Source organism: Bacillus sp. FJAT-50079 (assembly GCF_018343515.1).
GTDB lineage: Bacteria > Bacillota > Bacilli > Bacillales > Bacillaceae_C > Lederbergia.
The window spans coordinates 152,662-167,651 of sequence record NZ_JAGYPD010000005.1; the positions used below are offsets into that span (position 1 = coordinate 152,662).

A 14,990-nucleotide genomic window follows, 5' to 3' on the forward strand; every position below is an offset into this window, starting at 1 on the left:
GCTAATATATCGTTATACGATATATCGACAATCGATATAACAAAGCAGGTGAATCGCTATTGAAAAAAATTGAAGACTTTTTACCATTGTCACAAGCTACGTATTATATTTTATTATCACTGCGCGAAGTTCGCCATGGATACGCGATTATGCAAGATGTTGAAGAAATAAGCCACGGGGAAGTCACAATGGGACCCGGGACTTTATATGGAGCTCTCGGTAAACTAGAAAAGCAAATGATTATAACAAATGCGAACATCGATGTGGGAGATCGCCGCAAATATTATAAGCTCACATCTCTTGGGAAAGAGGTACTTCAATTGGAATATAAACGGCTTCAATCACTCGTAAAAAATGCGGAGAACTTTATAAAAGAACTGGAAGGTGAAGATAATGACAATTAAAAAGTTTAAACTTTTCCTTGCTTCAGATGTTGAAAAGGAAGAACAATGGTTGACAGATATGTCGCGTAAAGGTCTTCACTTAATAAATTATCGGCTGGGAATGTATTATTTTGAAGAAAATCCAGATGAGTCCTATGTGTACCAAATCGATTTTCGTGAGGCTGATGATGAGTATATACAATTGTATAAAGATGCCGGCTGGGAACATATTGACAGTTTCATCGATCGTTTTCACTATTTTCGCACAGAAACGAATATCGAAGGAACAAAAAAGATTTACTCCGATCATGAGTCGGTAAAAGAAACACTTCAGCGAATGATGACGTTTTATATTACCTTCTTCTTCGCCATGGTGGCATCACAGATCGGTCTGGTTGCGACATGGAAGGGACACCCTTTACAAGTGACTGCTGCAATACTTATCGGACTTGTATTCTTACTTTATTTGTACCTCTTCTTTTCTCTCAAACGAAAAATAAGTTTCTATCAAGACAAATAGGAAAAATTCATTTACCGAATTCCGTTTGAAAAAAAGCAACGGAATTCGGTATTTTTTAAACTTACAAAAACCAGCCGAGCCTCTGCCTCGTCTAATCATTAGAAAACAAGGAGGTATTCAATTTGAATGAGTTTGTTACTGAAGCGCTTCAGGCAGACGACATCGATTCACTGTTTGATCAAATGATGACCGATTACGGGCAGGACATCCTGCAGCTTACATATTCGTATGTGAAAAACAACGCGATTGCGGAAGATTTAACGCAAGAAATTTTTGTGAAATGCTATAAAGCATTACCGAGTTTTGAGCGCCGTTCCAATCCGCGTACATGGTTATGGCGAATTGCGATCAACCATTGTAAAGATTATTTACGGAGCTGGCATCACCGCAATGTCATGCTGACATATGAAAAAGAGGTCGAGCCTGCTTCGTCCGAAGAGGTCGTTGAACAAACGGTCCTAAAATCAGAAGAAGATGCGCAATTAATCAACGCTATATTGCAGTTGTCGATGAAATATCGCGAGCCTATTTATTTATTCTATTTTCAAGAGCTGTCGATAAAAGAGATTGAATCGCTCACTGGTGTTAAAAGAAACACAATCAAAACACGGATGCGACGCGCGCTAGCACTTTTAAAAGAAAGCTTGGAAGGATGAGGAAAATGGAAGAACGGTTACAGAAACTAAAAAATAAAAAAATTTCAAGTGAGCTGAAATTTACTGAACGCCACCGCCAGAATATTTATAAAGCCATTCAAAGAGAAGAAGAAAAGGACGAGGATGTATTACTAGCGGTTTTACAGCTGCTCACTCATAAAAAAACTGGATTTGAATTGCTTGAGAAATTAATTGGACGGGGGCTTAAAAAGTTCGAAGACGAGGAAGGCTCCCTTTATCCTTTACTTCATGAACTTGAACAAAAGGAATACATCGTTTCAGAATGGAACAATGAGAAGCAAAAGTACTACCGACTGAACGAAAAAGGCAAACGCTTTTTGAAAAAAGCCGAAACCAAACTTAGACGATCCAAATCACTAAATGAACTTTTGCGAGGTGGTTTGCTATATGAATGACAAGAATTCATTTTTACAGCGTGTGAAAAATCAAATCAAATCTGCCGAAGCGAAGCAATTCGTTGCGAAGGAGCTGGACCATCATATTGAAAAGAAAGTAGAGCAGTTGATCGATGCTGGTAATGAGAGAGATGTAGCTGAATTGAAGGCTGTTCAACAAATGGGCGATCCAATTAAGCTCGGATTGAAAATGGGCCACTTGCATCGGCCAAAAGTGGATTGGGGTTTAATCAGTCTGTTTATTTTCTTGCAATTAATCGGATTGTTGCCACTTTTAGTCACAAGTTCTAAATACCAACCATCTATTTATCAACAAACAACGAGTATATTCTTTGGTATTGTTTGTGCCATTTGCCTTATGCTATTTGATTACCGCAAATTAAAAGAAAAATGGTGGCTCATCATTGGGGCGTTCGGTGTGATTTTAATGGTATTTTTCTATTTTGGTACGTATGTAAATGGAAATCCCTACATTCGCTTTGGACCTTTTAAAACGAATTCCATCATTGTCTTACCTTTCCTATTCATTAGTTGGGCCGGAGTGTTTTATCAATATACTCGCCGATATGTTCTCATAACTGGGATATTTCTTTTTTCCGTGCTGCTCTATGCACCGATAAGCGTTTTCTCTAATTTATTTATCTACATCGTGGTTGTCTTTGCGATGTACATATGGACGATTCGAAAACATAGAAAACGAGTGATTGGGACATTCATCGCTTGGATCATCGGAACGATTATTATTTTTATCTGGAAATACAATGAATATTATATGAAACATCGATTATTAGGTTTTTTATTTCCCGAACAGCATGCAAACGAATCTGGATATCTAAATATACAAATCAAAAAATATTTATCCGAAGCAGGTTGGCTTGGGCAAAAAAGGAATCTTGAGCATTTTCTGCTTCCAGAATCACATACTGATTTTGCATTTGTAACTTTTACTTATTCATTTGGGTGGATTTTTTCCATTCTGCTCATTTTATTCCTTGCAACAATTACAATGAGAATGTTCTGGATTTCTAGAAAGGTCGTCGATCCATTCGGCCAGCTGATTATTATCGGAGCAGTCACTCTTTATTCTGTCCCCTTTGTTTACAATATTGCAATGGTGCTTGGTTTACTGCCACTTGCAGGCATCGGACTGCCATTCATCAGTTACGGAACCGTCCATGTTTTAATTAATTCCATGTTGATCGGGCTTGTTCTTAGCGTGTATCGACGTAAGGATTTATTCACAACTGCCGCATAATAGGAGTTTATTATGATAGAGTTCATCATATTAATAGGAATCATCACTCTTTTAGTCTTGGATTTTATAAGACATAGAAAAAAACAGCCACTACGAAGAATTATTTTTTATAGCTTTCTGTTTTATGGATTGTACGTCTTAAAGCTAACGACAGGTTTTTTCATCTTTCCTCCCATTCAAGAGGCAAGATTAATTAGAATTCAACCGATCCCCTTTTATTTTATCGCGGACTGGGTGCAAATGTACCAACATCAAGGGTTCAATTGGTTTTTCTGGAATTCTGTTAAATTAACGTTTTATAATTTGATCATGCTTGCACCACTCGGCATTTATTTATCATTATTATTTCGGGTGAAAAATTGGAAAAAGGCGACATTGATCGTTTTCCTCACAAGCTTAACGATTGAAACAATGCAGCTTATTCTCAGCCATTTTGGACTTATTTCAGCTAGAACTTTCAATGTTGACGATTTATTGTTGAATACACTTGGGGGCTTGGTTGGCTTCATTGTTTGGAATACCGCTATCAGTTATTTAAGAAAATAAAAAAATGGCTCAGAGGAAACTCCAAGCCATTTTTTTATCTTTGCAACTGCAAAATTCCACTTTCCAGGCGTTCGTCCACTTCCTTGGCATCTTCAATATGCTCAACAATTTTTTCATGGGCAATTGTAAACAAATTTCGCGCTTCTTGGAGCTCTTTTCTCACTGCCTCTGATAATTGTCTTTGTTCTTCAATCAAATCTTGGATAGAGCCGATGTTGATTTGACTTTCTTCAACTGTTTTTAAGATCTCTTCAATTTTATCGGACGTTTTAAAACTCACTTGAATGCCTTTATCAATTAATTGGGCACTTTTCTGTGTTGCAGTTAAAGCACTTTCAATCTCTTCTTGGAGTGAGGTTGTTAATGATTGAATATTTGCTGTACTGTCAGCTGTGCTTTCCGCAAGCTTCCGAACTTCTTGGGCAACAACAGCAAACCCTTTTCCTGAATCTCCCGCTCTTGCTGCTTCAATTGAAGCATTCAATGCTAATAAATTCGTTTGTGCCGCGATGTCCTCAATCACGCCAACAATCGATTGAATTTCAACGGAGCGCTCGCTTAAATTGGTCATATTACGCTCAGACGCAATGATTTGCTCACCAAGCTCTTGAATGACATCGGCCGTATTATTAACATCCTCTGCCCCTTCTTGTGAATCATTAACCTTTTTAATTGCCAGCTTATGTAATGAAACCCCTTTTTCATACAATTCATTCGACTTATCGATTGTTTTTTCACTTAATGTCGATACGTTTTGGAACCTTTCTTCAAGTAAACTTACCGCATCTTCAAGTTCATGGTGCTGTGAATTTACTTTCTCATGTTGCTGAACCGCTACATTTAGTTCTTCTTTTATTTTCAAAATCCACGCTTGATTTTCTTCTTCTTTTAATTTGTTTTCTTCTTTTAATTGTTCCAATTCCAATTGCAACTGTTCCATCTGTTTTTGGCTTTCTTTTTTCTTCTTAAACATGACCTTCCTCCTACCCCCTTGTTACTCACATCATAGCATATTTTTCCAACAAAATCCGCAATTCTTTTGGAAAAACTGTCGACTTCTGTCAGAAAAAATACCCGATAAAAGGCATTATTACCTGTTATCGGGTATCCTTCTATACTCGAACGAGCAATGATTTTTCTACTTCCTTCGCTTTCAACTCACGTCGTAAAATCTTTCCGCTTATTTTGGTTTTTGGCAACTCATCAACGACTTCAATTTCACGTGGAGCTGCATGCGCCGCCAGGCCTTCTCGAACGAAGAATCGAATTTCTTCAAGTAAATACTTATTGTTATCAAAGCCTTTGTTTAAAACAATAAAGGCTTTCACGATCTCTCCGCGAATCGGATCAGGCTTGCCAATCACACCTGCCTCGGCAACCGCTGGATGCTCAAGTAGCTTGCTTTCCACTTCGAAGGGACCAATACGCTCGCCAGAAGAATTAATCATGTCATCACTGCGCCCTTGGAAAAAGATATAACCATCCTCATCCTTTGTTGCTAAATCCCCAGCTAAATACCAGTTTCCCCCATATGGGAAATAAGATGCATATTTCTCTTTGTCTTTCCACACTTCCTTCATGATCGCTGGCCACGGACCTTTAATTGCTAAATGACCGACTTCACCAGCTGGCAATGGCTGTCCTTCTTCATCCAATATTGCTGTCTCAATATTCGGTAGTGGCTTACCCATTGAACCTGGTTTGATTGCTTCTGTTGGCAAATTAACAATTAATTGCGCACCTGTTTCCGTCATCCACCACGTATCATGAATACGTAATTGTAAGTTTTCTACACCCCAATAAATCACTTCCGGATTTAACGGTTCGCCAACACTTAAAATATGACGCAATGACTGTAAATCATATTGCTCAAGAAGTTCGTTTCCTTGAGCCATTAACATCCGAAACGCAGTTGGCGCACTATACCATACGGATACACCCGTTTTTTCAATCGTTTCATACCAGCTTTCCGCTTGGAATCTTCCACCATGTAGAACAATTGTTGCCCGATTAAGCAGTGGGGCGAAAATGCCATACACACAGCCTGTTACCCAGCCTGGATGTGCTGTGCACCAATATACATCATCCTCTTTTATATCAAGCACCCAACGGCCAGTAATGTATTGCTGAATCATGGCGCGATGAGCATGAATAATTCCTTTTGGCTTCCCTGTCGAGCCGCTCGTATAGTGGATATTTAATCCATCGTCAAGTTCGACCCATTCAATGATTTCATCGTTCACATTCGTTGTTTTCAGTTCGCTTGGAATCGAGATTGCCTGGGAAATGCTCGGTTGTTCATCTGTAAGAAAAATCGTCGTCAAACTTGGTAAATCTTCGAGTGGTACTCGCTGTAAATATTCTTCATTCGTAATGATGTATTTCCCTTCACAATCTGATACACGATCACGGATTGCATCCTCCATAAATGCTTCGAAAAGCGGACCGACAATCGCGCCAAGCTTAATCGCCGCAAGAATCGCAATATGGCATTCTGGATGCTTCGGTAAAAAGACGAATAAAAAATCTCCCTTTTTCACTCCATGCTTTTTCAAAACACGTGCCCATTGATCAGTCTTATCTTTTAATTGGCTATATGAAATTTTCCATTCCGTTTCTCCTTCGACATAATGAAGCGCAGTTTTTTGACCATAACCTTGATCAACATGGCGGTCTACACATTCATACGCCATATTAACTTTACCTGTCTGATACCAGCTAAATGTTTTTTCGACTTCTTCCCAAGCAAATGAGGTTTTTCCAGAAAGATCTGTTTGCACATTATGCACTCCTGGGATCGGTTGGATGATTTGTTGTCTCGTCATTGTACGGTCTCCTTTGCCTTATGATTTAAATCTAATAATCGTAAAATCTCGGATTTTTTCTCTGCAAGAGTCGCATCCCCTCGGGATCGCGGTTTCTCCAAATCTAGCTTTATTTCCGCATACAATTGTCCAGGCTGCCCTCGTAAAATAAATATGCGATCACATAAATATAAAGCTTCATCAATATCGTGAGTGACAAGCATCATCGTCGCTTGCGTCCTTTTCCAAATCGATAGCAATAAATCTTGAAGCTGCATTTTTGTAAAAGCATCAAGCGCACTGAACGGTTCATCTAAAAGCAACACATCTGGCTCGGTAATGAGGGAGCGAGCAATTGCCGTTCGCTGTGCCATCCCACCTGATAAATCTTTTGGAAAATGTTTTTCAAATCCTTCGAGGCCAACAAGCTCTAGCAATTCCTTCGCTCTTTCACTGTTCTTTTCTCCCTTCACTCCAAAGGAAACATTATCTTGAACGGAAAGCCATGGCATTAATCGCGGCTCTTGAAACATCATCCCTACTTTGCCATTTTCTAATGTGAAACTGCCATCGTACCCATCATCAAGGCCAGAGAGTACTCGCAGTAAAGTACTTTTCCCACAACCACTTGTGCCTAATATCCCGATGATTTCTCCTTGCTTGATTGTAAAACTAATGTTTTCGAATCCAGCCTTTCCACCATTAAAGGTGCGGCTTATGTTTTTTGCTGCAAGCACACTCGAAACCTCCTTATCTATGATTTGCTAGACGATCTTGCCAACGCAACGAACGTTCTTCTATATATTTAAGCAATGAATCGGTCACTTTTCCGATGACCGCAAATAAAAAGATACTTGCAATAATGAGCTCCGGTGAATACGTATTTTGTCCGACAATCAGCAAATAACCAAGTCCTTGACTTGCGCCCATAATTTCCGCTGCCACAACGAACATCCATCCCAACCCTAATCCGCTGCGCAAACCAACAAGAAAGGATGGCAAGGAAGCGGGAAGAATGATTTTTCGAAGCGTCTCCGTTGAACTGAAGCCATAAATCTTACCGACTTCAATGAGCTTGCGATCGACTCCTTGGATACCAGAAACGATGTTTAAATAAACGGGAAAGAACACCCCAACCGCAATTAATGTTACCTTTGACGATTCACCAATGCCCATCCAAAGAATGAAAAGCGGTACCCATGCAAGCGAAGGAATCGCACGAAAGGCTTGAATAAGTGGGTCCATTAATTTTTCTAAAAACCTTGAATATCCGACGAGCGATCCAAGGATAACCGCCGTGATCGTTCCTAATAAGAAGCCAAGTGCAACCCGATATAATGTTGTCCCAACATGTCCAAACAATGTTCCCGCGCTGCCCATTTCGATGATTTCGCGAATAATCATCGTTGGTGCAGGTAGTAGATGCGCCTCAATCACTCCAAGTCTTGCAAACACTTCCCAAACGGTTAATAAGATAAATGGAATGATGCTTCCGATGATCCATCTTTCATTGCTTTTATAAATCGATGTTCCAGTGAAGGAGGCTTTTTTCTCCTTCTTCACTGGAACATGAACCGCTTCACCTCTACTGCTCAACCGTGCCACTTCCTTTCTTAATCATTAAAAAAATCCGGATTGATTAAATCGTCGACCAATTGGTTCACATCGATTTTCTCATCAATGATTCCCTCTGCTTGCAACGTTTCACCCGCTGCTAAAATTGATTCTCTTTGGGCATCACCTGGTTCCGATGTGGAAAAATCATTGCGCTCAAGCTGTAATTTTGCAACCGCCAAATCAATTTGTGCTTCTTTTGCTAAAATTTCAGCTGTTTCCTCAGGGTGCTCGAGCGCCCATTGACGAGCTTCTTCATACACTTGAATGACCTTTTTCACATATTCTGGATATTTTTCCGCAAACTCTTTACGCACATTTAATGTTCCATATGTGTTGAAGTCAGGATTTCTGAAAAAGAGCTGGGTTCCTGCATCATTTTCAACTTTTGCCATATGTGGATCGAGTCCTGCCCATGCATCTACTTCCCCGGAAAGCAACGCAGCCGCGCCATCCCCATGTTGTAAATTAATGATTTCTACATCGTTAGCAGCAACGCCCTTCGCATCAAGTGCACGCAGTAAGAAAATATATGGATCTGTTCCAAGTGTGGCTGCCACCTTTTTCCCTTTTAACTGCTCAACAGATGTAATCGTATCGTCCTTTGCAACGAGAGCCGTCCATTCTGGCTTCGAATAAATATAAACCGTTTCAATTGGAGAGTTTTTTGCTTTCGCCATTAATGCCGCTGCACCAGCCGTCGATCCGAAATCAACGCTTTTTGAATTTAAAAACTCCAACGCTTTATTACTTCCTTGACTTAAAACGAATTCGACTTCAATTCCTTCTTCCTCAAACACCGCTTCCGCAAAGCCTTTTTCTTTTAACACTAAGCTTGTCGGTGAATAATGCGCATAATCCAAAACAATTTTCTTCGGTTTTCCTGAATCAGCACTTGCTGAGCATCCCGCTAATCCGATTACTGCCGTGATAATGAACAATGTTTTTATTAACCATGATTTCATTTTAATTCCCCCTAATTTCATGTAATTACTTGGTTTAATAATTAAAAATGTTTCCGATTTTCTCATTTAGAACAAGAAAAAACCCTCTTCTATAAGAAGAGGGCGTATATGTCCGGTTCCTCCTCTTATCTTCCAGATCATTGATCTGTAGGATGTAGCACCTTCTCAAACATAAATGTTTGCAGGTTGCCGGGCTTCATCGGGCCTATTCCCTCCGCCACTCTCGATAAGAGTTATAATTGAATTGTCATGTTTTACCTATGAACTGAAGTATATACGATCAAATTTAATCTGTCAAACCAAATTTTTAAAATTATTAAACTTACAAAAATGCTTTATCAATCGCAGTATTTAGCTGATTGACGATATCATGCTGATTTTCAATACCAATTGAAAGGCGAACAACGCGATCGTTGAGCCCTAATTTTTCCTGCGTTTCCGGCGGCAAATTACGATGCGATGTTCCTAGTGGATACGAAACCGTCGTCTCCACCCCACCTAATGAAGGGACAATTTTTACCCAACCAAGAGACGCAAAGAACGCTCGAATATTACAATTAGGCGCAAGCTCAATCGTTACAACCGCACCTTTACCTTCAGCTGACACTTGTTCTGGATAGTATACTTTGGATACTCGTTCATTGTCTTTCAATGCATGAGCAACGAATTCCGCGTTTTGCGCTTGCTTTTCCATGCGTAAGCTTAATGTCTTAATCCCTCTACAAGTAAGCCATGCTTCAAATGGACTTAAATTTCCGCCTAAGCTAATGACCTTTTGCTGAGCCTTTTGAACGAGTGCCTTGCTTCCAACAATGATTCCAGCCGACACATCGCTATGTCCGCCAATATATTTTGTCGCACTATGCACAACAAGGTCTACCCCTTGCTCGTATGGTCGTAATAAATATGGTGTTGCGAATGTATTATCAACCATCGTTACGAGATTAAATTCTTTCCCAAGCTTTACGAGGGTCGATAGATTTTCCACCCGTAAAAATGGATTTGTTATACTTTCCGTATATAAAAGCTTTGTATTTGGTTTAATTGCCGCGCGAATTTCGTCCTTATTGGCAAACGAGGCGAATGTCACATCAATGCCAAAATTTCGCAATTCCACGTCAAGTAAATGATAGGTCCCACCATATAAATCATCACATGCAACAAGATGATCTCCACTTTTGGCAACCGCAAGAATTCCCGCCATTATCGCAGACATTCCTGAAGAAGACGCCACACCTGCCTCTGCACCTTCCAAAGCCGCAATAGCCGCACCGAGTTCATCTGTATTTGGATTTCCATATCGCGAATATAAATAAGGTGTTTCACCCGCAAAATGCCCTTCAAGCTCATCAAGATTTTTAAACGAAAATGAGGACGTTTGATAAATCGGCGAAGCCTTCGCCGTAAAATTGTTTGTTTGCTTTCGAGATTGATGCACTACTTTTGTATCAAAAAAAACGTCACTCATCTGTGATGTCACTCCTATGTATAAATATTCAATAATTGCGATTATACTCACAATTATTGAAGTTGTCAAAAAAAAGGTCTTCGATAAATTCTTTGTAAAAGGGCAACCTATCGAAGAATTTATTTCGTAAAGGAGTGCAGACATGAAAGCAGTCACCTATCAGGGGCCAAAAAAGGTTGAGGTAAAGCAGGTTGATGATCCAAAAATTCAAAAGAAAGATGACATTATCATTCGGATTACATCCACAGCCATTTGTGGCTCGGACTTGCATCTCTATCAAGGGAATATGAAGCTGAGAGAAGATTATATTATTGGTCATGAACCAATGGGAATCGTTGAAGAAACAGGATCTGAGGTAACGAAGGTGAAAAAAGGTGACAGAGTGATCATCCCTTTCACCGTTGCCTGTGGAAATTGTATTTATTGTCAAAATCAGATGGAAAGTCAATGCGACCATTCGAATCCTTTTGAAGATACAGGCGGATATTTTGGCTACACGGAAATGTATGGCGATCACCCCGGTGGACAAGCGGAGTTTTTAAAAGTACCTTTTGGAAACTTCATGCCATTCCTCGTGCCGGAATCATGTGAATTAGAGGATGAATCATTGCTTTTCTTATCAGACGTGCTCCCAACCGCTTATTGGAGTGTGGAGAATGCAGGAGTTAAAAAAGGAGACACGGTCATTGTATTAGGCTGTGGTCCAGTTGGCTTGATGACGCAGAAATTTGCTTCATTAAAAGGAGCTGGACGGGTTATTGCTATTGATTATTTAGAATATAGGCTGCTCCAAGCAAAAAGAATGAACAAAGTGGAAATATATGATTTTAGTAAAATCGAAGATATTGGCCTATATTTGAGGGAAATAACGAAAGGCGGCGCAGACGTCATTATCGATTGCGCTGGAATGGACGGCAAAAAAACACCGCTTGAAAAAATGGGACAAAAACTAAAGCTTCAAGGCGGGACACTGAGTGCGATTGAAATTGCCATGAAGGCAGTAAGGAAATATGGAACCGTTCAATTAACCGGTGTCTATGGTTCGAATTATAATCTTTTTCCATTAGGTGAGTTTTTTTCTCGCAACATCACTTTAAAAATGGGACAAGCACCTGTCATCCATTATATGCCTGAGCTTTATGAAAAAATCGTCAACGAGGAATTTGATCCCACCGAGATCATTACACATAAACTTCCACTCGATGATGCTGCACACGGCTATCAAATATTTAATGGCCGTGAAGATGATTGTATTAAGGTTGTTTTAAAGCCTTGAGAAAAAAAGTGGAAGGCCTATCTAATATATATATATCCCAGGGATCGTAACAGTATTGAAGAGAGTAGTCCTTATAAAAGGAAAATGTCTTTCAAAAGTGATTTGAAAGACATTTTTTAATGATATACATGAAAAAGCGTCCTTCATCCATCAAATGCCAAGCTAATGATTTTCCAATTATCCCCCTAGGAAAGTAGGAGGACTTACGGGCTTACCATCTAGCCCGGAGTAAAACTCCCTAATTGAAACACTAAACGTGTTGGTTTCAGGATGATATTCATATCCTTGTATGACCCAATCATCAAATTGATTATTACCTTGATAATCAAATAGGAGCCATTCACTATCGTTTTCATTTATTATTGCATATAATTTTTTCTCTCTCTCCTCAAGGGTGATGTTTTCAAACAATAATTGGTCCATTCTTTCTTTATCCCCTGAGGTGTGTGCTACTACAAAATCTCTTGATAAATTGCTAATAAAGGCGAAACTTTCTTTTTCTATTATTACCTACAGCGCTTTCTGTTTTAGAACACGCTGCAACTAAAGAAAAGATACAAACAAATATTAATATTTTCTTCCCATAGTTTCCCCTCTGCTTCACAATTATAATAATCGTGTTTGTCCCCTTGAAAATTTACAAATTTTTCTAAATCTAAAATTATCATTTTAATATTATTATTAATTGAGACTTATGGCAATAGGATCGGGTATTTAAGCAGCATTATACGTGAAATACTCCTTGCTAAAAAACGCCTACATTTTGTGCAGATGTTGATGCCAACAAAAAAGCCTATCTTAAAACATCTGTTTCAAGATAGACCCTTCCATTTACCACTGTTCAATTTCTCGTCGTTCTTTTTTCGCATTGCCTTTTTTAGATGAGCGCTTGCATAGTTCTGCTTCAACTGACTCTAATGAAACGTCTTGATCTGCGAGCAAGACAAGCAGATGATACAAAAGATCTCCACATTCATTCACGAGCTCATCTTTATCATTATTTTTAGCGGCAATAATCACTTCGCCTGCTTCTTCGATTAGCTTTTTGGCGATTTTATCGGTGCCTTTTTCAAATAAATAGCTTGTATATGATCCTTGAATCGGAGCCGTTTTCCGCTCCTCGATTTCTTCGCTAAGTGTTTGATAAATCGACGTATTTGTTAACTCTTGCTCCTCACCTTCGACCCAATTGTAGAAACATGATTGGGCTCCTGTGTGACAAGCTGGTCCGAGCGGCTCTACTCGAATTAACAGTGAGTCGCCATCACAATCGAGTTGAATCGATTTGACGATTTGTTTATTTCCCGATGTTGCTCCTTTGTTCCAATACTCCTCGCGTGAACGAGAATAAAACCATGTTTCTTTCGTTTCGAGCGTTTTCTCGTATGCTTTTTCATCCATATAGGCAAGCATAAGTACTTCGCCATTCCGATCATCAACAATCACGGCAGGAACTAATCCTTTGGAAAAATCAACTTTCACTTACTTTCACTCCCTGCTCGCGGCACAATGCTTTTACTTCTGCTACATTGATGATATTTTCGTGAAAAATCGATGCGGCTAACGCAGCGGCAACATTTGTTCCTTTAAACACCTCGACAATATGCTCACCATTTCCGCAACCGCCTGAGGCGATTACAGGAAGACTAACTGCATCGACAATGGCTTGCGTTAAAGCTAAATCATACCCGTCCTTAACGCCGTCACGATCAACGCTCGTTAATAAAATCGAGCCTGCACCAAGTTCCTCAAGTTTTTTTGCCCATTCAATCGCGTCAAGCCCCGAATCATGCAACCCGCCGCGTGTCATCACATGCCATGAGCCATCAGGAAAAAGCTTCGCATCAACCGCCGCAACAATTCGATCACGACCAAATTTTTCCGCTGCTTCAGCAATTAGCTCAGGACGGACAACTGCTGCCGAGCTAATCCCAACTTTATCTGCGCCGGCTTCAAGCACTCGTGAAATATCATCGAGTGATTTGATGCCGCCGCCGACTGTAAAGGGAACTTTCACTTTTTCTGCGACTCGCTTCACGACGTCAACGATCGTATCTCTTCCTTCAGTTGTCGCGGAAATATCTAAAAACACTAATTCATCTGCGCCATTGTCGGAATAATTTTTTGCCATTTCAACAGGGTCACCCATTTCGCGCAATCCTTCAAAATTAACACCTTTCACGACTTTTCCGTCTTTCACATCTAAACATGGAATGATTTTTTTTAGTGTCATTGTACACCGCCTCTTAATTTGACTGTTCCTTCATACATCGCTTTTCCAACGATTGCCTCGGTAATTCCAAGTTCCGCGATCGCATCGAGATCTGCTTGATTTCGAATCCCACCTGAAGCAACAATCGTACAATCAACTGCCTCGTTTATCTTTTTCAGTTGTTCAAGATTTGGTCCTGCCATCGTCCCATCTTTAGAAATATCAGTAAAAACAATCGTCTTTACGCCAAGTTGCTCCATTTTTTGGGCAAATTCAATGTAATCGACGTCTGTCTCTGCAATCCAACCGCTCACAGCGACTTTCTCGTCACGAGCGTCGATGCCTACGACGATATTTGCTTGATAATTTTTTAGCGCCTCTTTTAAGAAGCTTTCATCTTCCAATGCAGCTGTACCTAGAACAACCCTTGAAACACCCGCTTTAATATACGATCTTACCGTTTCCATCGAGCGAATGCCGCCACCTACTTGGATTGGAACGGACGATATTTCACAGAGTTGAGAAATCAATTCAAGCTGTTCCGGTTTGCCAGAACGAGCGCCATCCAAGTCGACAATATGAATGATCTCAGCACCATCTGCGATAAATGTTTTCAGCTGTGAAATCGGATCACTGCCTACCTGCATCGTTTGCTTAAAATCACCTTGATAAAGCCTTACACATTTTCCATTTATTAAGTCCATTGCTGGCAAAATCTTCATCATGCATCCCCCTGAATCGCAATTACTACCAATGATTGCGTATTTACTACCGATCTTGAGTTGTTTACTACCGATTATTGCAGATTTACTACCGATCTTTGGTCATTTACTACCGATTGTCGCAGGTTTACTAACGATCTTCGCCACTTTACT

At 39.9% G+C, this 14,990-nt stretch carries 16 protein-coding genes, 1 pseudogene and 1 riboswitch; of the genes and pseudogenes, 7 read left to right on the forward strand and 10 right to left on the reverse strand.

Translation table 11 applies throughout. The features are described from left to right. Window positions 1–59: 59 nt before the first annotated feature. The 6 genes from KHA95_RS14450 to KHA95_RS14475 all read left to right on the forward strand — a co-directional run bounded on the left by KHA95_RS14450 (window position 60) and on the right by KHA95_RS14475 (window position 3,776). Window positions 60–404 (forward strand): PadR family transcriptional regulator, encoded by a 345-nt coding sequence (locus tag KHA95_RS14450; protein WP_249316937.1) that lies wholly within the window; start codon window positions 60–62, stop codon window positions 402–404. Then, window positions 394–903: a DUF2812 domain-containing protein gene (locus tag KHA95_RS14455; RefSeq protein ID WP_213138230.1), complete on the forward strand. Its 510-nt coding sequence runs from the start codon at window positions 394–396 to the stop codon at window positions 901–903. Before KHA95_RS14450 ends, KHA95_RS14455 begins: the two co-directional genes overlap by 11 nt. Window positions 904–1,025: 122 nt before the next feature. Next, the gene (locus tag KHA95_RS14460; RefSeq protein ID WP_213138231.1) at window positions 1,026–1,559 is read left to right on the forward strand and encodes a sigma-70 family RNA polymerase sigma factor; all 534 of its coding nucleotides are present in this window, start codon (window positions 1,026–1,028) and stop codon (window positions 1,557–1,559) included. 5 nt (window positions 1,560–1,564) lie between these two features. Next, complete coding sequence (locus KHA95_RS14465) at window positions 1,565–1,975, forward strand: PadR family transcriptional regulator (RefSeq protein ID WP_213138232.1); 411 nt, start codon at window positions 1,565–1,567, stop codon at window positions 1,973–1,975. Beyond that, a complete protein-coding gene (locus KHA95_RS14470; protein WP_213138233.1) occupies window positions 1,968–3,230 on the forward strand; it encodes an FtsW/RodA/SpoVE family cell cycle protein in 1,263 nt (420 codons plus the stop codon). The genes KHA95_RS14465 and KHA95_RS14470 overlap by 8 nt, the downstream gene beginning before the upstream one ends. 12 nt (window positions 3,231–3,242) lie before the next feature. Beyond that, a complete protein-coding gene (locus tag KHA95_RS14475; RefSeq protein ID WP_213138234.1) occupies window positions 3,243–3,776 on the forward strand; it encodes a VanZ family protein in 534 nt (177 codons plus the stop codon). A gap of 34 nt (window positions 3,777–3,810) precedes the next feature. Here the strand turns inward: KHA95_RS14475 and KHA95_RS23395 are convergent. The 6 genes and pseudogenes from KHA95_RS23395 to KHA95_RS14505 all read right to left on the reverse strand — a co-directional run. Continuing rightward, window positions 3,811–4,338 (reverse strand): annotated as a pseudogene (locus KHA95_RS23395) (methyl-accepting chemotaxis protein); the annotation flags it as partial. A 550-nt stretch (window positions 4,339–4,888) separates the two neighbouring features. Beyond that, entirely contained in the window at window positions 4,889–6,601 is a 1,713-nt protein-coding gene (acsA, locus tag KHA95_RS14485; RefSeq protein WP_213138236.1) for an acetate--CoA ligase, read from the reverse strand. Continuing rightward, on the reverse strand, window positions 6,598–7,317 hold the full coding sequence (locus tag KHA95_RS14490) for an ABC transporter ATP-binding protein (protein WP_213138237.1): 720 nt from the start codon (window positions 7,315–7,317) through the stop codon (window positions 6,598–6,600). The genes acsA and KHA95_RS14490 overlap by 4 nt, the downstream gene beginning before the upstream one ends. Window positions 7,318–7,330: 13 nt before the next feature. Further along, window positions 7,331–8,104, reverse strand: a complete 774-nt coding sequence (locus tag KHA95_RS14495; RefSeq protein ID WP_349305492.1) for an ABC transporter permease — start codon at window positions 8,102–8,104, stop codon at window positions 7,331–7,333. Between the two features lie 89 nt (window positions 8,105–8,193). Beyond that, the gene (locus KHA95_RS14500; RefSeq protein ID WP_213138239.1) at window positions 8,194–9,159 is read right to left on the reverse strand and encodes an aliphatic sulfonate ABC transporter substrate-binding protein; all 966 of its coding nucleotides are present in this window, start codon (window positions 9,157–9,159) and stop codon (window positions 8,194–8,196) included. 122 nt (window positions 9,160–9,281) lie between these two features. Beyond that, window positions 9,282–9,392: riboswitch (SAM riboswitch) on the reverse strand. Window positions 9,393–9,481: 89 nt separating this feature from the next. After that, window positions 9,482–10,627, reverse strand: a complete 1,146-nt coding sequence (locus KHA95_RS14505; RefSeq protein ID WP_213138240.1) for a trans-sulfuration enzyme family protein — start codon at window positions 10,625–10,627, stop codon at window positions 9,482–9,484. A 142-nt stretch (window positions 10,628–10,769) separates the two neighbouring features. On the opposite strand from KHA95_RS14505, the gene KHA95_RS14510 reads away from it, so the two are divergent. Then, window positions 10,770–11,903, forward strand: a complete 1,134-nt coding sequence (locus KHA95_RS14510) for a zinc-dependent alcohol dehydrogenase (RefSeq protein ID WP_213138241.1) — start codon at window positions 10,770–10,772, stop codon at window positions 11,901–11,903. A 177-nt stretch (window positions 11,904–12,080) separates the two neighbouring features. Here KHA95_RS14510 and KHA95_RS14515 read toward each other — a convergent pair whose 3' ends face one another. The 4 genes from KHA95_RS14515 to hisA form a co-directional block, all read right to left on the reverse strand. Beyond that, window positions 12,081–12,326: a hypothetical protein gene (locus KHA95_RS14515; RefSeq protein WP_213138242.1), complete on the reverse strand. Its 246-nt coding sequence runs from the start codon at window positions 12,324–12,326 to the stop codon at window positions 12,081–12,083. 408 nt (window positions 12,327–12,734) lie between these two features. Next, the gene (gene hisIE, locus KHA95_RS14520; protein WP_213138243.1) at window positions 12,735–13,385 is read right to left on the reverse strand and encodes a bifunctional phosphoribosyl-AMP cyclohydrolase/phosphoribosyl-ATP diphosphatase HisIE; all 651 of its coding nucleotides are present in this window, start codon (window positions 13,383–13,385) and stop codon (window positions 12,735–12,737) included. After that, window positions 13,375–14,136, reverse strand: coding sequence for an imidazole glycerol phosphate synthase subunit HisF (gene hisF / locus KHA95_RS14525; protein WP_213138244.1), 762 nt, complete (start codon window positions 14,134–14,136; stop codon window positions 13,375–13,377). The genes hisIE and hisF overlap by 11 nt, the downstream gene beginning before the upstream one ends. Next, complete coding sequence (gene hisA, locus KHA95_RS14530) at window positions 14,133–14,837, reverse strand: 1-(5-phosphoribosyl)-5-[(5-phosphoribosylamino)methylideneamino]imidazole-4-carboxamide isomerase (protein WP_213138245.1); 705 nt, start codon at window positions 14,835–14,837, stop codon at window positions 14,133–14,135. The genes hisF and hisA overlap by 4 nt, the downstream gene beginning before the upstream one ends. Window positions 14,838–14,990: the final 153 nt, after the last annotated feature.